Consider the following 20,470-nt stretch of genomic DNA (forward strand, 5'->3'; position numbering starts at 1 on the left):
GATGGCGATCACGGTCATGCCGGTCACCGTGGACGAGATCGTCGCCGGCACGACGCGTGAGATCCGCTCCCATCTCGTCGGCAGGATGCGTTCGCCGAGACGGTCGACCTGCCCGGCGAAATGCTCACCGTCGCGATAGGCGAAGAACAGCGCGATCATCATGAACAGCAGCGTCAGCAGAAGGCCGAAGGCGCTGCCGCCGGCGGCCAGCACGCCACGATAGATGCTGCCGATATTGGCGCCGCTGATCAGCTGGATCAGCTCGCCGATACCGCCGGGATGGCCGAAATTCCGCGTCCATTGTTCGTTCAGCCATTCGCCGACCACCGGCAGCGTGGCAATCCAATGCGGCGTCGGCGCGCCATGCCGGTTGGTCTCGATCGCCCAGCCCACCCATTCGCGGACCTCGTTGATGGCGTAGGTGCCGGCGAGCGCGATCGGCACGACCAGGAAGGTCAGGATGAACAGGATCGCCAATGTCGCGGCGATGGTGCGGTTGCCGCCGACACCGGCAAGCAGCCGCCGATAGAGCGGCCAGCTGGCGAAGGCGATGACGAGCGCGGCCAGAACCGGGAACAGGAAGCCATGGAAGAAATAGACGCCGGCGGCGACGATCAGCACCAGCAGCCAGCGCGCGGCAGACAGCGGCGGAATGACGGCGGCCCTGAGCGGCGTGGACAGGCCGAACAGGCGCTGATGGCGTTCCGGCTTCTGGATCTTAGCTTCCTTCAAATGCCCTACTCTCCCAAACACCCTTCCTGCTTATGCACTGATATAGTGCAGCAATCGTGACGATAGTCCAAATGGTTGGAGATCTCCCCGCTCGAGGGGGAGATGGCCGGCAGGTCAGAGGGGGGGAGATTTAGAGCTACCCGAACTTGCCGGTCCTTGGAAAGCCCTTCGGCACCATACGTCCGGCCGAGGCACGGGCGCCAATCCATTCCGCCAGTTCCTCACGCGACTTGGTGAAGGTGCGGTCGGCCGAATCCTGCCAGGAAAGGCCGCTTTCGAGCGTGAAGGTCTTGAGGTCGAGAACGCCGCCATCCTTGTATTTCTGTAGGCGCACGCCCTTGCCGCGTCCCATCTCGGGGATTTCGGCAAGCGGGAAGACCAGCATCTTGCGGTTCTCGCCGACGATGGCGAGATGGTCGCCAGCGACCGTCACGCAGCGCTTGGCCTCGTCGGGCGCCTTGACGTTCATCACCTGCTTGCCCTTGCGGGTGTTGGCGACGACCTCCTCCTCCGGCACGATGAAGCCATTGGCGCCGTGCGACACCAGCAATAGCTTGCGCTTGGGATCATGGACGAAGGCGGTGACGATGTCCTGGTCGTTGTCCATGTCGACGATGATGCGGATCGGCTCGCCATGGCCGCGGCCGCCCGGTAGCCGGTCGGCGCCGATCGTGTAGAACTTGCCGCCGGTGGTGAAGACCAGCACCTTGTCGGTGGTCTGGGCATGGAAGGCGAGCTTGAGGCTGTCGCCCTCCTTGAAAGTCAGCGTCGAATGATCGGTCAGATGACCCTTCATCGCCCGCAGCCAGCCCTTCTCAGAGACAACCACGGTGACCGGCTCGCGCTCGATCATGGCGTGCGCAATGTCGGTCAGGTCATGTTCGGGTGCATCGGCGAACTGGGTCCGGCGCTTGCCGAGATCGGTCTCCGGCCCGAACTTGTCGCGGATGCTGGTGACTTCCCATTTGATCGTCGCCCACTGCTTGGCGTCCGACGCAAGCAGCGCCTCGATCTGCTTCTTTTCGGTCGTCAGCCCGTCGAATTCCTTGCGGATCTCGATTTCTTCCAGCTTGCGAAGAGCGCGCAGCCGCATGTTGAGGATGGCTTCGGCCTGGTTGTCGGTGAGCGACCAGCGCGCCATCATCACTTGCTTGGGCTCGTCCTCCTCGCGGATGATCCTGATCACCTCGTCGATGTTGAGATAGGCGATCAGATAGCCGGCGAGAATCTCCAGCCGCCTCTCGATCTCGCCGAGGCGATGCTTCGAGCGGCGGATCAGCACCTCGCGCCGGTGCTCCAGCCATTCCTTGAGCACGCCCTTCAGCGACAGCACGTTGGGCACCTTGCCGCGCGACAGCACGTTCATGTTGAGCGGGAAGCGGCTTTCCAGCTCGGTCAGCTTGAACAGCGATTCCATCAGGATGCCGGGATCGACCGAACGACTCTTCGGCACCAGCACTACGCGGATGTCCTCGGCGCTTTCGTCGCGGATGTCTTCCAGGAGCGGCAATTTGCGCGCCATCAACAGCTCGGCGATCTTCTCGATCAGCCGGGCCTTCTGGACGCCATACGGGATTTCGGTGACGACGATGCTCCAGGTGCCTCTGCCCTGGTCTTCCTGGCCCCATTTGGCCCTGACGCGAAAGCCGCCGCGACCGGTTTCGTAGGCTTCGAGGATCGAGGCGCGGCTGTCGACGATGATGCCGCCGGTCGGAAAGTCCGGACCTTGCACAAAATCCATTAGCTTCGTCACCGGCGCGTCCGGATGTTCGATCAAATGCAAAGCCGCATCGCAAAGTTCGGCGGCATTGTGCGGCGGGATTGAGGTCGCCATGCCGACCGCAATGCCGGATGAGCCGTTGGCGAGCAGGTTCGGGAAGGCGCCGGGCAGCACGACCGGCTCCTCGTCCTCCTCATTGTAGGTCGGCCGGTAGTCGACCGCGTCCTCGGTGATGCCGGACAGCAGCTCGGTCGCCACATCCGTCATGCGCGCTTCGGTGTAGCGCATGGCGGCGGCGTTATCGCCGTCGATATTGCCGAAATTGCCCTGCCCGTCGACCAGGGGATAGCGCATCGAAAAATCCTGCGCCAGGCGCACCAGCGCATCGTAGATCGACTGGTCGCCATGCGGATGGAACTTGCCCATCACCTCGCCGACGATGCGGGCGCATTTGGCAAAACCCTGGTCGGGGTTGAGCCTGAGCAGCCGCATGGCATGCATGATGCGGCGATGGACCGGCTTCAGCCCGTCGCGCACGTCCGGCAATGCCCGGTGCATGATGGTCGACAGCGCATAGGCGAGGTAGCGCTCTTCCAGCGCCTTTTTCAGATCGACCGGCTCGATATTGTCGCCGCCGCCATTCTCAGGCGGCAAAAGCCTTTTTCCCATGGGCTGGGACTAGCCGAGCGGGTGATTCGCGGCAAGGGGCCGGGATGGCGCACCCGTCTTTGCCGATAGGAATTTGCTGCAACAGGAATTGGCAGCGTCGCAACACCCTCCAACATAAACCGGTTACATGTCGCGTCTATGCCGGGCGCAAGGTGAGGCGATCGGGTTTGCCTTTCGCCGCGATTTTCGACCATTGTGCGGGGATGCGCCTTTTTCCCGTCCAGTTCGTCACGGAATGGTGACGGCGCAAAGAATTCGACAAATAATTTCAGGACATTCTTAGGGAACTCGCGATGACAATCAAACGCTCCACTCTCCAGAGGTTCGCCCTCTCCACTTTTCTGCTGACGCTGCCGCTCAATGCTGCCTTGGCGCAGGACTCCGCGGTCGCCGACCGGCTGAAGGCGGCCATGGCCGCCCAGGGCATCGACATCTCCTGGACAGGGGTGAGCGGCGATGCCTCCAGCATGGTGCTGCAAGGCGTGTCCGTCAGACCGGCGGCCGAGAAGGAACCTCTGGCGATCGGCGACGTCAAGCTCGAAGGCGTAACCGAGGCCAATGGCGGTTACGCTATCGCAACCGTATCGACTTCGGCCTTCCAGCACAGCCAGGACGGGATCACGCTCAACCTCAGCCCTTTCGTCATCCATGACATGACGGTTCCGGCGGACGGGGCGACGGGACCGCTGGGTTCGCTGATGATGTACAAGTCGGCCGAACTCGACAACATGACCGTCAAGGTCGCCGACAAGACCGCCTTCTCGATGGATGGGTTGGCAATCGAAATCACGCCGCCGGCCGACGGCAAGGCGATGGCGTTTTCCGGCACGACGGAAAAGTTCAATGCCGACCTGACCCTGGTCGAGGATCCTAAATCCAAGGAAGTGATCAACGCCCTCGGTTACCAGAATATCACGGGCAACCTCGAAATGGCCGGCACCTGGCAGCCTTCGGACGGCAAGATGGAACTGTCGAAATACGACATCTCCGTCGACAATGCCGGCACGCTTGGCATGACCTTCGATCTCGGCGGCTACACGCTGGATGTCATCAAGTCGCTGCAGGAGATGCAGAAGAAGATGGCGGCGCAGCCGGAAGGCGCCGACAAATCGGCTGAGGGCATGGCCATGCTCGGCATCGTGCAGCAGCTCTCCTTCAACAGCGCCAGCGTACGCTTCGACGACGATTCGCTGACCAACAAGGTGCTGGACTATGTCGGCAAGCAACAAGGCATGTCGGGCAAGGACATCGCCAACCAGGCCAAGGCGATCGTGCCTTTCGGCATGGCGCAGCTCAACAATCCCGAACTGACGGCCGAGGTGACGGCCGCGGTCGGCAAATATCTCGACGATCCGCAGAGCCTCGAGATCTCGGCCGAGCCGTCGGCAGCGGTGCCGTTCGCGCTGATCATGGCCGGCGCCATGTCCAATCCGCTCGACCTGCCGAAGACGCTTGGCGTGACGGTGAAGGCGAACGAAGACTGATCGAGGCCACCTCGCAAAGAAAAGCCCGGCAGTGATACCGGGCTTTTTCGTAAATCAACAGAATCGGTTGCGGGAGGTTTTTAAGCCTCTTTCTTGGTCGCCACGACGCGCAGCGACAGCTCGCGAAGCTGCTGCGGGGTGGCTTCCGACGGCGCATTCATCAGGAGGTCGTAGGCCTGCTGGTTCATCGGGAACATGGTCACTTCGCGCAGGTTTTTGGCGCCGACCAGAAGCATGACGACGCGATCGATGCCGGCCGCCATGCCGCCATGCGGCGGCGCGCCGTACTGGAAGGCGCGATAGAGGCCGCCGAAGCGCTCCTCGACCGTTTCGCGATCCAGCCCGACGGTCTCGAACGCCTTGACCATGGTCTCGGGCAGATGGTTGCGGATGCCGCCAGAGGCGATCTCGAAACCGTTGCAGACCATGTCGTACTGGAATGCCTTGATGCCGAGCAGATCCTCGCCTTTGAGCGCCTCGATGCCGCCCTGCGGCATGGAGAACGGATTGTGGGCGAAATCGATCTTCTTCTCCTCCTCGTTCCATTCGAAGAACGGGAAGTCGACGATCCAGCACAGTTCGAAGCGCTCGCGGTCGACAAGGTTCAGCTCCTCGCCGGCGCGGGTGCGCGCCGCACCCGCGAAGGAGACGAATTTCTTCGGATCGCCGGCGACGAAGAAGGCGGCGTCGCCATCGGCAAGGCCGAGCTGGAGACGGATCGCCTCGGTGCGCTCCTCGCCGATGTTCTTGGCGAGCGGACCGGCGCCTTCGAGCTTCTCGCCTTCCTTGCGCCAGAAGATGTAACCGAGGCCGGGCTGGCCTTCGCCTTGCGCCCAGGAATTCATGCGATCGCAGAAGGCGCGGCTGCCGCCCGTTTTTGCGGGGATGGCCCAGACTTCAGCCTTCGGGTCGTTGGCCAGGATGTTGGCGAACACCTTGAAACCGGAATCGCGGAAATGATCGGAGACCGCCTGCATTTCGATCGGATTGCGCAGGTCCGGCTTGTCGGTCCCGTATTTGCGCATGGCCACATCGTAAGGAATGCGCTGGAATTCCTGCGTCACCGGCTTGCCGTTGGCGAAGGTCTCAAAGACCCCACGCATGACCGGTTCCATCGTCGACAGCACGTCGTCCTGCTCGACGAAGCTCATTTCGAGGTCAAGCTGGTAAAACTCGCCGGGCAACCGGTCGGCGCGCGGATCCTCGTCGCGGAAGCACGGCGCGATCTGAAAATAGCGGTCGAAGCCCGACACCATGATCAGCTGCTTGTATTGCTGCGGCGCCTGCGGCAACGCGTAGAAGGTGCCGGGATGGATGCGCGACGGCACCAGGAAGTCGCGCGCGCCTTCCGGCGAAGACGCGGTCAGGATCGGCGTCGAGAATTCGGTGAAGCCGACCTCGCCCATGCGCCTGCGCATCTCGGCGATGATTTTTGTCCGCGCCACGATGTTCCTGTGCAGCGTTTCACGGCGCAGGTCCAGGAAGCGGTATTTGAGGCGGATGTCTTCGGGATAATCCGGCTCGCCGAACACTGGCAGCGGCAATTCCTTGGCCGCCGACAGAACTTCGATCTCACGGGCGAAAATCTCGATCTCGCCGGTCGGCAGGTTTGCGTTCACCGTCTCGGCCAGGCGCGCCTTGACCTCGCCGTCGACGCGGATCACCCATTCGCCACGCACGGTTTCGGCGACCTTGAAGGCCGGCGAATCCGGATCGGCGACGATCTGGGTCAAGCCATAGTGGTCGCGCAGGTCGATGAACAGCAGGCCACCATGATCGCGCACGCGATGCACCCAGCCCGACAGGCGGACGGCAGCGCCGACGTCGCTCTTCCTCAATTGGGCACAGGTATGGCTGCGGTAACGATGCATTGTCATTGCTAGGTCCGGATGCTGGGTTGTGGGCCGAAGCGTCAGAGCCCGGCCTGAAAATTTGCGCGAAAAGCGCATGGGAGGCTGGATTTGTCAAGGCAAGCGGCCTTGGTTGGTATCTTGGTTCCGCTTTCGGCTTTCGCCCGTTCGCGAACGCTCCAGGCAACCTATGAGCCAAGGGCCGATTGCCGAAGGCGAGATGCGAGGTGACGGACGACCAATGCCACGCTGGCGGAAGACGTTGCGGCCTGATGAAGGCGTATCTCTGCACCGGGCAGCGGCGGCACATGCCGACCTGGCTGGATACTGCGCAGGCCAGGCGCAAGCATGCTGCCTTTGACCACGGTGATCGCAAGCCCCTGCTCGACGATTGCCTCCGTGGCGGCAAGGCTCGGACTGACATAGGCCAATCGCCACGGCCGGCCGGCCTTGTTGAGCGCCTCGATAGCCCAGGAGCGAAACAGACAATCGGGATTCGACAAGGCGACGGGCAGCGGATCGAGCTCCTCGACGGCACGGGTTGCCGCGGCCGCCCAAATTGCCCTTTCGCGGCATATCAGATCACCCTCGGCAGTACCTTCCGGATGCATGGCGATGACGGCGTCAAAGGAGGGACCGAGGCGTTTCATGAGCCTGGCGGTGAGACCGATCTCCATGTCGACCTGCACAAGCGGAAATCGCTCGGCGATGTCGGCGAGGAGGCGCGGCAGTATCTTGGTGCCATAATCTTCCATGATCCCGATGCGAACGTGTCCAGCCACAAGCTGATTGGAAACACGGGCAATCGCTTGTTCATTAAGAGCAAGAATGCGGCGTGCATCGATCAGAAAGCCCTCCCCGGCAGCGGTAAGTTCAACGCGGGCTGTCGAGCGCCGGAGCAAGATGGTCTCGAGGCGCTCCTCAAGACGTTTCACTTGCAAACTTATGGTGGCCTGCGTTCGATTGAGCTGCTCGGCGGCTCGCGTGAAAGAGAGGCGCTCGGCAACAACGACGAAGGCTCGCAGCAGCTCCGGATCGAGGCTTGGGCTCTTCATAGCCAAACGTTATCAAGCTTATTGAGCTTATTCGATTCCTTTTTGCCTACCTGACCGATATCGCTGGTCCTGAAACGGTGAAGGTCAGAACAGTGGAAATTCCAGGAGTGCTCGCCGCCATTCTCTCCAGCGCTCTTGGGGGCACCGCCGTTGGCGCAACACGATATCTCGCGGACACGCTCGATCCTCTCACCATCGGCGCGGTCCGATTCGGCGGCGGTTTTCTGGTTTTGACCGCTTTGGCGCTTTGGCGGCGCGACAGTTGGCCGCCAAAGAGCGACTGGCTCGGCACTGCCGCATTGGGTGTTTTGTTCTTCGGCCTGTTTCCCGTGCTGTTCAATGGAGCCCTCGTCTACACGACGGCAGCGCGAGGAGCCTTGGCGCTTTCGACACTGCCTCTGCTCACCATGATTGCCGGGGCAGTTCTCAGGATCGAACCGCCGACCATGCGCAAGATCGTCGGCGTCCTGATCGCAATGGCAGGGGTGGCTGTCGCACTCGGTACGAGCTTGAAGATCGCTCCCCGAGGGGCATGGCGCGGAGACCTCCTCATGGTCGCGGCTGCATTCTGCATGGCGCTCTACAGTGTGTGGTCGCGACCATTTCTATCCCGCACCTCGCCGATCCCATTTGTGGCCTTTGGCATGGGCGTGGGAGCAGCCTGCCTATCGGCCTTGGCGGTTTTGAACGGAGGCTTTGCGCGACTTGCCACGCTTAGCGCACCTCAGTGGCTGGCGAGCGGATATCTGGCCATAGTTTGCGGCGCCTTCATTTTCTTCCTCTGGGCGTTTGCGCTTGGGCGCGCGGCACCGACACTGGTTGCCGTCTCTGTTGCAGTAAATCCAGTGACGGCGTCGATCTTCGGCGTCGTCTTCCTGGGCGAACAGGTGAGTGCGAATCTGGTTGTCGGCCTCACGGCAGTCATCGCCGGAATAGGAATCGCATCGGGGGCAGTCGGGAGATTCACAATAAACGTGCGGAGATCTTGAGTGTCTACCACCTCATCCCTTGACCCCGCCGGCGGTGAGGCCGGCGACGATCTTGCGCTGGAAGATGAGGACGAGGATGACGAGCGGTACGGTGACGATCACCGATGCGGCCATGAGGTTGCCCCAGGGGATCTCGAACTGTGAGCTGCCGGAGAGCAGCGCGATCGCGACAGGCACGGTTCGCTGCTCGTTGTTGGAGGTGAACGTCAGAGCGAACAGGAACTCGTTCCATGCGCCGATGAAGGCGAGAAGCCCGGTGGTCGCCAGCGCCGGCCACATCAGCGGCAGGAAAACGCGGGTGATGATGATCCAGGGCGTCGCGCCGTCGAGGATCGCCGCTTCCTCGAGCTCGACCGGCAGGTCGCGAACGAAAGCTGTAAGCACCCAGACGGTGAACGGTAAGGTGAAGATCATGTAGGAGAAGATCAGCGCGAAGAGCGAGTTGTAGAGGCCCAGCGTCCGGATCAGTTCGAAAAGGCCGGCAAGCACCGCCACTTGCGGGAACATCGAGACCGACAGGATGATGAAAAGCAGAGCCGAGCGGCCCCGAAAGCGGATGCGCGCAAGCGCATAGGCGGCGGTGACGCCGAGGAACAGCGAAATGATGACGACGGCGCTGGAGACGAACAGCGAGTTCAACAGGTTGCGCAGGAAGCTCCCTTCGGTGAAGACGCTCCTGTAGTTGCTGAAGCTGATCATCTTGGGCCAATAGTCGACCTCAAACAGCGCGGTCCCTGCTTTCAGGCTGGTGATAATGGCGTAGTAGAACGGGAACACCGCGACGAGGACGATGACGGCGACGAGCAGGTAAAAGGCGGCGCGCTTGGCGATCCACATGATCAATAGTTCCACATGATCAATACTCCTTGTCCAGTCTCACCCGGCCGAACCGCAAAACGAGCATGGTCAACAGGGCGAGGATGACGAAGAGCAGTGTCGAGGCGGCGGAGCCGTAGGCGAACTTGTCGAATTCGAACAGGTTCTCGCGAGCAAATGCCGACATCGACTTGGTGTGGACGTTGTTGGGCGTGAGCACGTAGATCAGGTCGAAGATGCGCAGGGCGTCGAGACCGCGGAAAATGACCGCCACCATCAGCGCCGGCCGGATGAGCGGCAAGGTGACCTTCCAGAAAACCTTCCACGGGCTGACGCCATCGAGCCTGGCGACCTCGTAGATCTCCTGCGGCAGCATCTGCAGGGCAGCGAGGATGAGCAGCGCCATGAACGGCGTCGTCTTCCAGATATCGACGATGAGGACGGCGAACATCGCCGTATCGGCAGTGGCCGTCCAGGCGATCTTGGTGCTGATCAAACCAAGCCTGAGAAGGGCGTCGTTGATGATGCCGAACTGGTCGTTGAGCATCCACTGCCACATCTTCGCCGAGACGATCGTCGGGATTGCCCAGGGGATGAGGATCGCGGCGCGCACAATGCCCCGGCCGGGGAACTTGGCGTTGAGCACCAGCGCGACGATCATGCCGAGGACCGTCTCGCAGGTCACCGAAATCACCGCGAAGCGCACCGTGTTCCAGACGGCGCGCCACCAGACCGGGTCGGCGAGCAGCCCGTCATAGATAACCCGACCGCTCGGCATGTGCAGGACCGAGAAATAGTTGGCGAAGCCAACCCAGCGACGGGCCTCGAGGTCCGCCAGCGAGGCGTCGGTGAAGCTGAAATAGATCGTGCGCAGAAGCGGCCAGCCGGCCACGGCGGCGAGCACGACGAGCATCGGGGCAAGGAACAGCCATGCCGAGCGCTCGCGCTGGCGCATCAGCGTGCCTTGGCGCGCTGAGGTCACCAGGCGGCGCCCTTGAGCCTGGTCAAGGAAAACTCGAGATCGGCAAGGTTGTCGGAGGCCGTGCCCTCGCCGGACAAGGTGTTGTGGACCGCCGTCCAGAACTTGCTCGATACCTCATTGTATCGGCTCTTGGCCGGGGCCGAGGGACGCGGCACGGCGTTCAGAACGACGTCCTTCCAGCGCGGAATGACCGGCTGCGCGCTGGCAATGTCGGCATCGTCGTAGAGCGCCCGGATGGTCGGCAGATATGCCCCCTTCAAGGCGCGGTACTTCTGCATCCGGGGAGAGGCGATCCATTTGACCAGCTCGATCGCTGCGTCCGGATTCTTGGAATATCTGGAAACCGCAAGGTTCCAGCCACCAAGCGTTGCTGCCGGCCGCGCGCCCTCACCCGACCCCCGCGGCAGGGTCGTCACCGCGAATTTGCCTTTGATGGGGGAGCCTTGGCTATTGCCCAGCGCATAGGCGTAGGGCCAATTGCGCATGAAGACGGCGTTGCCGGTTTGCCAGACCCCGCGCGAGTCTTCTTCCTGATAGGCCAGAACGCCGGGAGGCGAGATGGTTCCCACCCAGCTCCTGGCCATTTCGAGAGCAGCGGCTGCTTGCGGATTGTTGATGGAGATGGTGCCGTCCGGCTCGACAATCTGGCCGCCGCCATTCGACTTGACCCATTCGAGCGCATCGCAGGTCAGCCCTTCATAAGCGTTGCCCTGGAAGACGAAGCCCCACATGTCCTTGTTGCCGGCCTCGCGCTCCTTGTCCATGATCAGCTTGGCGGTGCCGGCGAGTTCGGCCCAGGTCGGGGGGACCTTGGCGCCATATTTGTCGAGAAGGTCCTTGCGGTAGTAGAGCGCCGGAGCGTCGGTGAAAACCGGCAAGGCGACGAGTTTGCCATCGACGGTCTGCGATTGGATGATCGACGGGAAATGGGCGCCAACGACATCCTTGGTCGCTTCAGTCAGGTCAACGAGCTGCTTTGCAAGCTGCGGGGCCCAGATGATGTCCGTCTGATAGACGTCGACGTCACTGCTTCCAGCGGCGAGCCAGAGCCTGTATTGGCCGAACTGGTCCGTCCCCGAGGGCGGCACCGGAACGATTGTGACCTTGTTGCCGGTCTTGTTCTCGTATTGATCGAGTATCTGGCGAAGGATCCTCTGGCCGTTGCCGGTATCGCCCGACACGATGGCGAGGTCGACAGCGCGCGCCGGGTTTGCCGCCAGGACAGCGCCGACGACAAGCGCAAGAAGTGCGTGGCGAAACGTCATGATGGCGGGCTCCCCTTGGAACTTCGGGCCGAGCGGCAGACAGCCACACCTGGCACCTTCCTCGGCGCTCCTTCCCTTGAACTGCAAAGACGCGCCTTGGGTTCCCAACCGAAGTCTCCACCCGGTGCCGGCGGCAATTGCCGCTGGCATTGGTGGGAGCGATGGTCCAGAAAGGATCAACGAAAAGTGATTGCCTTCCCTTCATGTCTTCCATCCGCCCGCTGATCCCGCTCCTCATTGCCGCCGGCATCCTGCTGGGCGGCAATGGCCTGCAGAGCACGTTGATCGCTCTGCGCGGCGCGCAGGAAGGATTTCCCGCCTCGACCATCGGCCTGATGGGCACGTTCTACTTCGCCGGCTTCCTGCTCGGCTGCCTCGCCGTCACCCGCATCATGAAGGCCGTCGGCCATGTGCGCGCCTTTTCGGCGCTGGCGGCGATCGCCTCGGCCGGCACGCTGCTCCTGGTGCTGGTCATTGACCCGGTGATGTGGTGCGCGGTGCGCTTTGCCGGCGGCTTCTGCTTTGCCGGCCTGTTCACCATCATGGAAGCCTGGCTCAATTCCGGGGTCGCCAACCAGGATCGCGCGCGCGTGCTGGCGATCTACCGGATGGTCGACATCGGTTCGGTTACCGGCGCGCAGTTCCTGATTCCGATCTTCGGAGCCGGCGGCTTCGCCATCTTCGCCATCATGTCGATCATGATCACGCTCTCGCTGGTGCCGGTGTCGCTCGGCGACCGCTCCAATCCCACCCCTCCCGAAAGCGTCAAGCTCGACCTGGCACGCGTCTGGCGCATTTCGCCGCTCGGTTGCTTCGGCTGCATCGCCGTCGGCGTCACCAACAGCGCCTTCCGCACTTTGTCACCGGTCTATGCCGAGCAGATCGGCATGTCGGTTGCCGACGTCGTCACCTTTGTCAGTGTCGGCATCTTCGGCGGCGCCATCATCCAGTACCCGCTCGGCTATCTTTCCGACCGCTGGGACCGGCGCTCGGTGCTGTTGGTGACAACGTGCTGCGCAATGTTTGCTGCACTAGCGCTGGGGTTCTTGGCGGGGAGCAACCCGTTCCTCAATTTCCTGATCGTTTTCATCTTCGGCTGCTTCGCAATGCCGCTCTACTCGCTGTCGGCGGCGCATTCCAACGACCGCGCCGACAAGGGCGAGTTCGTGCTGATCAACGCGGCGCTGATGCTGTTCTATTCCTTCGGCGCCATTGGCGGCCCGCTCGCAGCGTCAACGGCGATGCAATATTTCGGCCCGAGCGCCCTGTTCGTGTTCTGCGCTGTCGTCTACGTGGTTTTCATTGTCGTCATTCTCTATCGGATGCAGGTGCGATCCGGGGTGCCGGTGGGCCATCGCAGCCGTTTCATCGCACTTTTGCGGACATCGACAATTTTCGCCCGACTGGCCAAGCGCAACGATGATTCCGACGGACCTACGAAGCACCGATGATGGCGCTGCGGCTTGACGAAAGCCCGCGCGGCTGAAATTGAAGGACATCTTGCCCCTTGCCAAAAGCGATTTGATGCACGTCATATCAACCCAAAAAGAACTCGAAACCGTTCTTACCGCGTTCGAAAAATCGGATTTCGTCACCGTCGACACCGAATTCATCCGCGAAACCACCTTCTGGCCGATCCTTTGCCTGATCCAGATGGCGGCGCCCGGCGTGACCGCACTGATCGACCCTTTGTCGCCGGACATCGACCTGAAACCGTTCTTCAGGCTGATGGCCAACGAGGCGGTCGTCAAAGTCTTCCATGCGGCGCGCCAGGACATCGAAATCATCGTCCATCTCGGCGATCTGGTGCCGCATCCGGTGTTCGACACCCAGGTGGCGGCGATGGTCTGCGGCTTCGGCGACAGCGTCTCCTACGACCAGCTTGTGCAGCGGGTCACCGGGGCGCGGCTCGACAAATCCTCGCGTTTCACCGATTGGCGTCACCGCCCGCTTTCCGAAAAGCAGCTCGACTATGCGCTTGCCGACGTCACCCATCTGATCGAAGTCTACCAGCATCTCAGCGCCGAGCTTGAGCGGGAAAACCGTGCCCATTGGCTGAACGAGGAAATGGAGGTCCTGACCTCGCGCGAAACCTATGACCCGCATCCCGAGGATGCCTGGAAGCGGCTGAAGATGCGGCTGCGCAAGCCGCAGGAGCTGGCGATCGTGCAGGCGGTGGCGGCCTGGCGAGAGCGGGAAGCGCGCGAACGCGACGTGCCGCGCGGCCGGGTGCTCAAGGACGACGCCATCTACGAGATCGCGCAGCAGGCGCCGCGCGATGCGGCGGCGCTCGGCAAGCTGCGTACCACGCCGAAGGGCTGGGAGCGGTCGGCGACGGCAACGGCGCTGCTTGGCACGGTTAACAGCGCGCTTGCCTTGCCCAGGGAAGACATGCCGAAGCTGCCGAAGAGTTTTCAACCGCCCGAAGGCTCCAATGCCGCAGCGGAATTGCTGAAAGTGCTTTTGCGGATCGTCGCCGAAAAGGAAGGCGTCGCCTCAAAGGTGCTGGCCTCGAGCGACGACATCGACCGTATCGCAGCCGAGGGCGAGGCCGCTGACGTGCCGGCCTTGCAAGGCTGGCGGCGCGCCGTGTTCGGCGAGGTGGCGCTCAAGCTGGTGCGCGGCGAGATCGGCATCAAGTTCGACAAGCGCAAGATCGCGGTGTTCGATTTATAGCGTCTGGCCCTTTCCCCTTGTGAGAAAAGGACTAGTGAACGTCAAACCACCCCGAGCAGGTGGAGCGCGAACCATATCCATGCCAGCAAGAGAACGACCGCGCCGAAGAAGAAAATACGGCTGCGGAAGCGCAGATTGTTGGTGGTCAGGTGCACCCAGGCGTGGGCGTAGCGCGAAGCGACGAAAACCCACATCAAGGCCAGCGTCAGGTAGTTGACGCCATTGGTCTGGTGCAGCGCCAGGCACAGGACGTAGAAGAGTACCGGCAGTTCGAACTGGTTGCTGAGGTTGTTTGCAACGGTGACGCTGGATGCCGGTTCGGTGGAGCGGGTCTTGAACTGGCCGGCCTTGGCCTCGCCTGACCTCACCGCGCCATATCTGCGGCGGCCTATCACGAGATAGACGATGTAGACCAGAAGCACCTGCGCCAAGACAGGCCAGAAGATCACGGTCTGGTTCAAGAAGCCCCTCCGCCCTTGCTATCCCATCTCAAGGCCGTTTCTGGCCCGCCAGCGTGAAACCCGCAATGACGATCACGGGTATCGCCAAAAGCGCGAATTTGGTGACGGTCAGCGCCGAAGCGAAAGACAGCGAATCCGGATTGGCCGACAGGAAATCGGACAACAGCCGCGCCACGGCTATGTTCTGCGCATAATCGGCAAGCGTGTATGGCAACACCAGGACAACCGCAAGCAGGGCCTGCAGCTGCGCCGGCATTGCCCGGAAATTCTTCAGCCGCCGTCCGGTGGCGAGGATCAGGCTGACCATGGTCACCGACAGCAGCGCCGGGAACAGAAGGTCGAAGGTGAGATAGTGCCAGACCAGGATGATCTCGCCGCCGCGCCGGCCGAGCGCCGTCAGCCAGGCCATGCCCTCATCCGGTGTGAAACCGGCAAAGCGCATGTCGAGCGACGGCAGCCCGCCACTGAGGCTCCGGAAATAGAAGAATTCCAGCACCGTCATGACGGTGAAAACCGCCGCGGATGCAAAACACAGCGCAGCGGCGTGGCGCGACAGCCGCAGGATCATTGCCGTCAGGCTCCGCCCGACGGCATTCTGATCAAATTCCGCCGGGATAATTCGGGCTTTCGCGGGTAATCGTGACGTCATGGGCGTGGCTTTCACGAAGTCCGGCGTTGGATATGCGAACAAAAGTGGCGCGGTCGCGGAAATCGGCAAGGTCGCGGCCGCCGACATAACCCATAGCGGCTTTCAGGCCGCCTGCAAGCTGGTGCAGCACGCCGGACACCGGTCCCTTGTAGGGAACCTGCCCTTCAATGCCCTCGGGAACCAGTTTCAGCGTGTCGCGCACCTCCGCCTGGAAGTAGCGATCGGCCGAGCCGCGGGCCATGGCGCCAACCGAGCCCATGCCGCGATAGGCCTTGAAGGAGCGGCCCTGGTGCAGATAGACCTCGCCGGGGCTCTCGTCGGTGCCGGCCAGCAGCGAACCGATCATGGCGGCGCTGGCGCCGGCGGCGAGCGCCTTGGCCAGATCGCCGGAATATTTGATGCCGCCATCGGCGATGACCGAAACACCCGATTTATGCGCCGTCTCTACCGCCGACATGATCGCCGAGAGCTGCGGCATGCCGACACCGGCGACAATACGGGTGGTGCAGATGGAGCCCGGCCCGATTCCAACCTTGACGGCGTCGGCGCCGGCGTCGATCAGCGCCAGCGTGCCTTCCGATGTGGCGACGTTGCCAGCCAGGATGCGGACGGAATTGGACAGTTTCTTGGCGCGCGTCACCGCGTCGAGCACGCGCTGCGAATGGCCATGCGCGGTGTCGATTACCAGAAGGTCGACGCCGGCATCGATGAGGCGCTCGGCGCGCTCGAAGCCGTCATCGCCGACGCTGGTGGCGGCCGCCGCGCGCAGCCGCCCCTGCGCATCCTTGGTGGCGTGCGGATTGAGCTGCGACTTCTCGATGTCCTTGACGGTGATCAGGCCGACGCAATTGCCTGATTTGTCAACGACAACCAGCTTTTCGATGCGGTGCTGATGGAGCAGGCGCTTGGCCTCGTCCTGGTCGACATTCTCCTTGACCGTGATCAGCTTGTCGCGGGTCATCAGTTCGTAGACTTTCTGCGCCGGGTCGGAGGCGAAACGCACGTCGCGGTTGGTCAGGATGCCGACCAGCCGGCCGACCGTATGGCCGCCGGCGCCGCCATTCTCGACCACGGGGATGCCTGAAATCGAGTAGGTGCGCATCAGCGCCAGCGCATCGGCGAGCGTAGCGTCCGGGCCGATGGTGACGGGGTTCACCACCATGCCGGATTCGAATTTCTTGACCTGCCGCACCTGCTCGGCCTGTTCGGCCGGCGTAAAATTGCGATGGATGACGCCGATGCCGCCGGCCTGGGCCATGGCGATGGCGAGCCGCGCCTCGGTGACCGTATCCATGGCGGCCGACAGGATCGGCACGTTGAGGTCGATGTCGCCGGCAATGCGGGTGCGGATGTCGGTCTCGCCGGGCATGACCTCGGAATGACCGGGCTGCAACAGCACGTCGTCAAATGTCAGCGCCAGTGCGCCGGTGGACGTTTCGATGATTTTTGCCATGGCCAGCCCTTGGTGTACAAAAGTGCGAGGGAATACAAAAAAGCGCTGGACCGGAATGGACAGCGCCGACTCGTTTCTTCCCTTTCAGGATTGGCGCTGGCTGGTAACACGTCGCGCCGCCGATGAAAAGCCGATGATTGCAGATGGCGAGGCTGCCTTTGGCGCGAAGGGCCTGCGAATATCGGGCGATCGCACAAATGTGACAGCAAATTAATGCGACATCCCGCCAAAGGCATGATAACCGCGCTCCGTGTCGGCATGCCCCCGGTCGGCGCTGAAACATTCAAGTCCGGACGTGTTCTTTGAACCGCATCATCCCGCTTATCCTGGCGGTCGCTCTTTTCATGGAGAACATGGATTCGACCGTGATAGCGACATCGCTGCCGGCGATTGCCGTCGATATTCACACCAGCCCGATCGCGCTGAAGCTGGCGTTGACGGCCTATCTGGTGTCGCTGGCGATCTTCATTCCGATCAGCGGCTGGATGGCGGACCGGTTCGGCGCGAAGAATGTGTTTCGCGCCGCAATCGCCGTCTTCATCGTCGGTTCGATCGCCTGCGCCTTCTCCAATTCGCTGCCGGCCTTCGTGGTGTCGCGCTTCCTGCAAGGCATTGGCGGCGCCATGATGACGCCCGTGGGCCGCCTGGTGCTGGTGCGCGCCACACCGAAGAGCGAACTCGTCGCCGCGATGTCCTGGCTGACCGTGCCGGCGCTGGTCGGACCACTGGTCGGGCCGCCGGTCGGCGGCTTCATCACCACCTATTTCACCTGGCACTGGATCTTCCTGATCAACGTGCCGATCGGCCTGATGGGCATCTGGCTCGCCACCCGCTTCCTGCCGGAGACCGACGCGGCGGAGACCCCGCCGCTCGATTTCACCGGTTTCGTGCTGAGCGGGCTTGCGGCATCGGGCGTCGTCTTCGGTCTTTCCGTGGTAAGCCTGCCCGCTTTGCCGCCGATGGCCGGCCTCATCACCGTGGCGGTCGGCCTGGTATCTGGTGCGCTCTACCTCCTGCATGCCCGGCGCGCCGCAAACCCGCTGCTGGCGCTGGAGCTGTTCCGCAACCAGGTGTTCCGCTCCTCGGTGCTCGGCGGCTCGCTGTTTCGCATCGGTATCGGCGCGGTGCCGTTCTTGCTGCCGCTGATGTTCCAGATCGGCTTCGGGCTGACGCCGTTCCAGTCGGGCATGATCACCTTCGTCTCGGCGATCGGCGCCATCGGCATGAAGCTTGTCACCGCGCTGATCTTCAGGCTCGCCGGATTCCGCCGCGTACTGATCTGGGGTTCGCTGATCGCCGCCGGGTCGATCGCCATCTATGGCCTTTTTACCCCGGAAACGCCCTATGGGCTGATGCTTGCCATGTTGCTGGTCGGCGGCTTCATCCGCTCGATGTTCTTCACCGGCGTCAATGCGCTCTCCTATGCCGAGGTGTCGGCCGAAGATACCAGCAAGGCAACGCCGATCACGGCGGTGTTCCAGCAATTGTCGATCGCGCTCGGCGTAGCGCTGGCCGGCGGCATACTGGAAGTGTCGACGTCGATCCATGGCGGACCGCTGCGGCTGGCCGACTTCCACACCGCCTTCTTCATCGTGGCCGCGGTTTCGGCGGCGGCGTCGCTGACATTCATGCGGCTGGCGCCCGACGCCGGCAACGCCGTTTCGGGTCACGGCAGGCTGACGACGCCCAAGAAACTGGAGCCGGTCAGCCCGCCTGGGGAGTGAAGAAGTTCAGACCCCTCGCCACTTCGTCATCCTAGGGCGAAGCGATGCGAAGCGTCGCGCAGACCCTAGGATCCATGCCGTGACATTAGAGCGTCTCAGCGTTGCAGAATCGGTGTTCAACGAGGCGACATAAACGAGCATTACTGTACGACGTGGTCTTCTTCGGCGAAGGTAACGGCATGGATCCTAGGGTCTGCGCGCGTCGCTTCGCTCCTTGCTCCGCCCTAGGATGACGATGTAACCGATGCCTCTCGCCCCTTGAAATCCTTCGCCAGCAGATAAAGCTCCACCGACTCATCGCGCGAGGCCGGCGGCTTGACGTGGTGCACCGAGCGGAAATTCTGCTTGAGCCGCGAGAGCAACTCGTTCTCGGCGCCGCCCTGGAAGGTCTTGGCGAGGAAATGCCCGCCGGGCTTCAGCACCGAGAGCGCGAAATCTGCCGCCACTTCGCACAGATACATGGTGCGGATGTGATCGGTCCTTTTGTGGCCGGTGGTGGGGGCGGCCATGTCCGAGAGCACGATATCGGGCTGACCGCCCAACGTCTCGGCAAGCTTCTGCGGCGCCTCGGGATCGAGGAAATCCATCAACAGCACCGGCGCCCCCGGCACCGCGTCCATTTCGAGATAGTCGATGCCGACGACATGCGGATTGTCCGCCGTCGATCTGGTGCGCGCGGCGGCGACCTGGCACCAGCCGCCGGGTGCTGCGCCCAGGTCGATCACCTTCATGCCTGGCTTCAAGAGATGGTGCTTGTCGTCGATCTCGATCAGCTTGTAGGCGGCGCGGGATCTGTAGCCGTCAGCCTTGGAGCGCTGGACATAGGGGTCGTTGATATGGCGCTGCAGCCAGCGGCGCGACGATTCCTTCAGGCCGCTTTTCTTCTTGATGCGCGTCTTCAACACGCGAATGCCGGCGGTACCGGGCTTCTGCGGTTTCTTGGTCATTGCCGGCCCCTGCTGCGCCAGGCCCCGTCATCGGCCATCAATTCGCTCAATATGCCTTCGCGCAGGCCGCGGTCGGCGACGCGCAGCCGTTCCGACGGCCACACGGCGCGGATCGCTTCCAGAATGGCGCAGCCGGCGAGCACCAGGTCGGCGCGGTCGGCGCCGATGCACGGATTGGCGACACGCTGCTGGAAATCCCAGCCGACCAGTTTTTCGACCATGCGGTCGACGCTGTCGCGGTCCATCCACAGCCCGTCGACGCGGCGGCGGTCGTAGCGTTCCAGATCGAGGTGAACGCCCGCAAGCGTCGTCACCGTGCCCGAGGTGCCGAGCAGATGGAATTTCGGGCTGGCGAGCACATGGCTCAGCCGGTCGCGCCCGTCAAAGGCGTGCAGTCGCACGGCGACATCCTCGACCATGGCGGCAAAGATCTCGCGGGTGACGGTGCGGCCGCCGAAGCGTTCGGCCAGCGAGACGACACCGACCGGCAGCGAGGTCCACGAGACGATATGGTTGGCGAGCCGCGGCGAGCGGTGGCCGGTGAGATCGATCAGCGCGATCTCGGAGGAGCCACCGCCAATGTCGAACAGGACGACGCCTTGCGTGTCGCGCTCGACCAGCGAGCCGCAGCCGGACACCGCCAGCCGCGCCTCGGTCTGGCGGTCGATGATCTCGAGCTTCAGGCCGGCCTCGCGCTCGACGCGGTCCAGGAACTCGACGCCATTGGCGGCGGTGCGGCAGGCCTCGGTGGCGATCAGCCTGGCCTTCCTGATGTTGCGGGCGCGCAGTTTGTCGCCGCAGATCTTCAGCGCCTCGACGGCGCGGTCCATCGCCGCCTGACCGAGGCGGCCACTGGCGGTGAGCCCCTCGCCCAGCCTGACGATGCGCGAGAAGGCGTCGATGACGCGGAACTGGCCATGGCGCGTCGGCACCGCGACCAGCAGCCGGCAGTTGTTGGTGCCGAGGTCGAGCGCGGCAAACACCGGCAGTTCCTGCAG

At 62.8% G+C, this 20,470-nt stretch carries 18 protein-coding genes; 6 read left to right on the top strand and 12 right to left on the bottom strand.

Features of this window, described 5'->3' with window-relative positions:
• Together CN311_RS13240 and parC are read right to left on the bottom strand one after the other, a co-directional pair.
• Positions 1 to 732, bottom strand: a 732-nt coding sequence (locus CN311_RS13240) for an AI-2E family transporter (protein ID WP_133117172.1), incomplete at its 3' end; no start/stop codon positions are given.
• A gap of 136 nt (positions 733 to 868) precedes the next feature.
• Positions 869 to 3,121 carry a DNA topoisomerase IV subunit A gene (gene parC / locus CN311_RS13245; RefSeq protein ID WP_097574162.1) on the bottom strand — a complete coding sequence of 751 codons (2,253 nt, stop codon included), beginning with the start codon at positions 3,119 to 3,121 and terminating at the stop codon, positions 869 to 871.
• Positions 3,122 to 3,414: 293 nt separating this feature from the next.
• Between parC and CN311_RS13250 the strand changes: the two genes are divergently transcribed.
• Positions 3,415 to 4,605, top strand: coding sequence for a hypothetical protein (locus CN311_RS13250; RefSeq protein ID WP_097574163.1), 1,191 nt, complete (start codon positions 3,415 to 3,417; stop codon positions 4,603 to 4,605).
• An 80-nt stretch (positions 4,606 to 4,685) separates the two neighbouring features.
• Here the strand turns inward: CN311_RS13250 and aspS are convergent, their stop codons facing one another.
• Together aspS and CN311_RS13260 are read right to left on the bottom strand one after the other, a co-directional pair.
• A complete protein-coding gene (gene aspS / locus CN311_RS13255) occupies positions 4,686 to 6,482 on the bottom strand; it encodes an aspartate--tRNA ligase (RefSeq protein ID WP_097574175.1) in 1,797 nt (598 codons plus the stop codon).
• 161 nt (positions 6,483 to 6,643) lie between these two features.
• Positions 6,644 to 7,510, bottom strand: a complete 867-nt coding sequence (locus tag CN311_RS13260) for a LysR family transcriptional regulator (protein ID WP_097574164.1) — start codon at positions 7,508 to 7,510, stop codon at positions 6,644 to 6,646.
• Positions 7,511 to 7,602: 92 nt separating this feature from the next.
• On the opposite strand from CN311_RS13260, the gene CN311_RS13265 reads away from it, so the two are divergent.
• Positions 7,603 to 8,499 carry a DMT family transporter gene (locus tag CN311_RS13265; RefSeq protein WP_097574165.1) on the top strand — a complete coding sequence of 299 codons (897 nt, stop codon included), beginning with the start codon at positions 7,603 to 7,605 and terminating at the stop codon, positions 8,497 to 8,499.
• Between the two features lie 12 nt (positions 8,500 to 8,511).
• Here the strand turns inward: CN311_RS13265 and CN311_RS13270 are convergent, their stop codons facing one another.
• Genes CN311_RS13270 through CN311_RS13280 form a run of 3 tightly spaced genes read right to left on the bottom strand, consistent with a single transcriptional unit; the run spans position 8,512 to position 11,562 of the window.
• Positions 8,512 to 9,339, bottom strand: a complete 828-nt coding sequence (locus tag CN311_RS13270; RefSeq protein ID WP_208866487.1) for a carbohydrate ABC transporter permease — start codon at positions 9,337 to 9,339, stop codon at positions 8,512 to 8,514.
• A gap of 16 nt (positions 9,340 to 9,355) precedes the next feature.
• Complete coding sequence (locus CN311_RS13275) at positions 9,356 to 10,270, bottom strand: carbohydrate ABC transporter permease (protein ID WP_097574176.1); 915 nt, start codon at positions 10,268 to 10,270, stop codon at positions 9,356 to 9,358.
• 23 nt (positions 10,271 to 10,293) lie between these two features.
• Positions 10,294 to 11,562, bottom strand: a complete 1,269-nt coding sequence (locus CN311_RS13280) for an ABC transporter substrate-binding protein (protein ID WP_097574167.1) — start codon at positions 11,560 to 11,562, stop codon at positions 10,294 to 10,296.
• Between the two features lie 203 nt (positions 11,563 to 11,765).
• On the opposite strand from CN311_RS13280, the gene CN311_RS13285 reads away from it, so the two are divergent.
• Together CN311_RS13285 and rnd are read left to right on the top strand one after the other, a co-directional pair.
• Positions 11,766 to 13,013, top strand: a complete 1,248-nt coding sequence (locus CN311_RS13285) for an MFS transporter (RefSeq protein WP_097574168.1) — start codon at positions 11,766 to 11,768, stop codon at positions 13,011 to 13,013.
• A gap of 73 nt (positions 13,014 to 13,086) precedes the next feature.
• Complete coding sequence (gene rnd / locus CN311_RS13290; RefSeq protein ID WP_097574177.1) at positions 13,087 to 14,238, top strand: ribonuclease D; 1,152 nt, start codon at positions 13,087 to 13,089, stop codon at positions 14,236 to 14,238.
• A 41-nt stretch (positions 14,239 to 14,279) separates the two neighbouring features.
• On the opposite strand, the gene CN311_RS13295 is transcribed toward rnd, so the two are convergent.
• The 3 genes from CN311_RS13295 to guaB are packed head-to-tail and all read right to left on the bottom strand — an operon-like array spanning position 14,280 to position 16,801.
• Complete coding sequence (locus tag CN311_RS13295) at positions 14,280 to 14,699, bottom strand: MAPEG family protein (protein WP_097574169.1); 420 nt, start codon at positions 14,697 to 14,699, stop codon at positions 14,280 to 14,282.
• 28 nt (positions 14,700 to 14,727) lie between these two features.
• Positions 14,728 to 15,267, bottom strand: a complete 540-nt coding sequence (locus CN311_RS13300) for a hypothetical protein (RefSeq protein WP_165779690.1) — start codon at positions 15,265 to 15,267, stop codon at positions 14,728 to 14,730.
• A gap of 31 nt (positions 15,268 to 15,298) precedes the next feature.
• Positions 15,299 to 16,801, bottom strand: coding sequence for an IMP dehydrogenase (gene guaB / locus CN311_RS13305; RefSeq protein WP_097574171.1), 1,503 nt, complete (start codon positions 16,799 to 16,801; stop codon positions 15,299 to 15,301).
• On the opposite strand from guaB, the gene CN311_RS32230 reads away from it, so the two are divergent.
• Positions 16,788 to 17,015, top strand: coding sequence for a hypothetical protein (locus tag CN311_RS32230; protein ID WP_133117173.1), 228 nt, complete (start codon positions 16,788 to 16,790; stop codon positions 17,013 to 17,015). The genes guaB and CN311_RS32230 overlap by 14 nt on opposite strands.
• Before the next feature lie 88 nt (positions 17,016 to 17,103).
• Entirely contained in the window at positions 17,104 to 18,525 is a 1,422-nt protein-coding gene (locus tag CN311_RS13310) for an MFS transporter (protein WP_097574172.1), read from the top strand.
• 224 nt (positions 18,526 to 18,749) lie between these two features.
• Here the strand turns inward: CN311_RS13310 and CN311_RS13315 are convergent, their stop codons facing one another.
• Together CN311_RS13315 and CN311_RS13320 are read right to left on the bottom strand one after the other, a co-directional pair.
• Positions 18,750 to 19,472: an RlmE family RNA methyltransferase gene (locus CN311_RS13315; RefSeq protein ID WP_097574173.1), complete on the bottom strand. Its 723-nt coding sequence runs from the start codon at positions 19,470 to 19,472 to the stop codon at positions 18,750 to 18,752.
• Positions 19,469 to 20,470: Ppx/GppA phosphatase family protein (locus tag CN311_RS13320; RefSeq protein ID WP_097574174.1), on the bottom strand; the 1,002-nt coding region annotated here is incomplete at its 5' end. The genes CN311_RS13315 and CN311_RS13320, both read right to left, overlap by 4 nt.

Origin of the sequence: Mesorhizobium sanjuanii (assembly GCF_002529485.1) — a bacterium.
In the GTDB taxonomy this organism is placed as follows: domain Bacteria; phylum Pseudomonadota; class Alphaproteobacteria; order Rhizobiales; family Rhizobiaceae; genus Mesorhizobium; species Mesorhizobium sanjuanii.

Excerpts from the sequence above, each read along its gene's own strand:
- parC (WP_097574162.1), bottom strand. The coding sequence starts at position 3,121 with ATGGGAAAAAGGCTTTTGCCGCCTGAGAATGGCGGCGGCGACAATATC.
- CN311_RS13250 (WP_097574163.1), top strand. The coding sequence starts at position 3,415 with ATGACAATCAAACGCTCCACTCTCCAGAGGTTCGCCCTCTCCACTTTT.
- aspS (WP_097574175.1), bottom strand. The coding sequence starts at position 6,482 with ATGACAATGCATCGTTACCGCAGCCATACCTGTGCCCAATTGAGGAAG.
- CN311_RS13260 (WP_097574164.1), bottom strand. The coding sequence starts at position 7,510 with ATGAAGAGCCCAAGCCTCGATCCGGAGCTGCTGCGAGCCTTCGTCGTT.
- CN311_RS13275 (WP_097574176.1), bottom strand. The coding sequence starts at position 10,270 with ATGCGCCAGCGCGAGCGCTCGGCATGGCTGTTCCTTGCCCCGATGCTC.
- CN311_RS13280 (WP_097574167.1), bottom strand. The coding sequence starts at position 11,562 with ATGACGTTTCGCCACGCACTTCTTGCGCTTGTCGTCGGCGCTGTCCTG.
- CN311_RS13285 (WP_097574168.1), top strand. The coding sequence starts at position 11,766 with ATGTCTTCCATCCGCCCGCTGATCCCGCTCCTCATTGCCGCCGGCATC.
- rnd (WP_097574177.1), top strand. The coding sequence starts at position 13,087 with ATGCACGTCATATCAACCCAAAAAGAACTCGAAACCGTTCTTACCGCG.
- CN311_RS13300 (WP_165779690.1), bottom strand. The coding sequence starts at position 15,267 with ATGATCCTGCGGCTGTCGCGCCACGCCGCTGCGCTGTGTTTTGCATCC.
- CN311_RS32230 (WP_133117173.1), top strand. The coding sequence starts at position 16,788 with ATGATTTTTGCCATGGCCAGCCCTTGGTGTACAAAAGTGCGAGGGAAT.
- guaB (WP_097574171.1), bottom strand. The coding sequence starts at position 16,801 with ATGGCAAAAATCATCGAAACGTCCACCGGCGCACTGGCGCTGACATTT.
- CN311_RS13315 (WP_097574173.1), bottom strand. The coding sequence starts at position 19,472 with ATGACCAAGAAACCGCAGAAGCCCGGTACCGCCGGCATTCGCGTGTTG.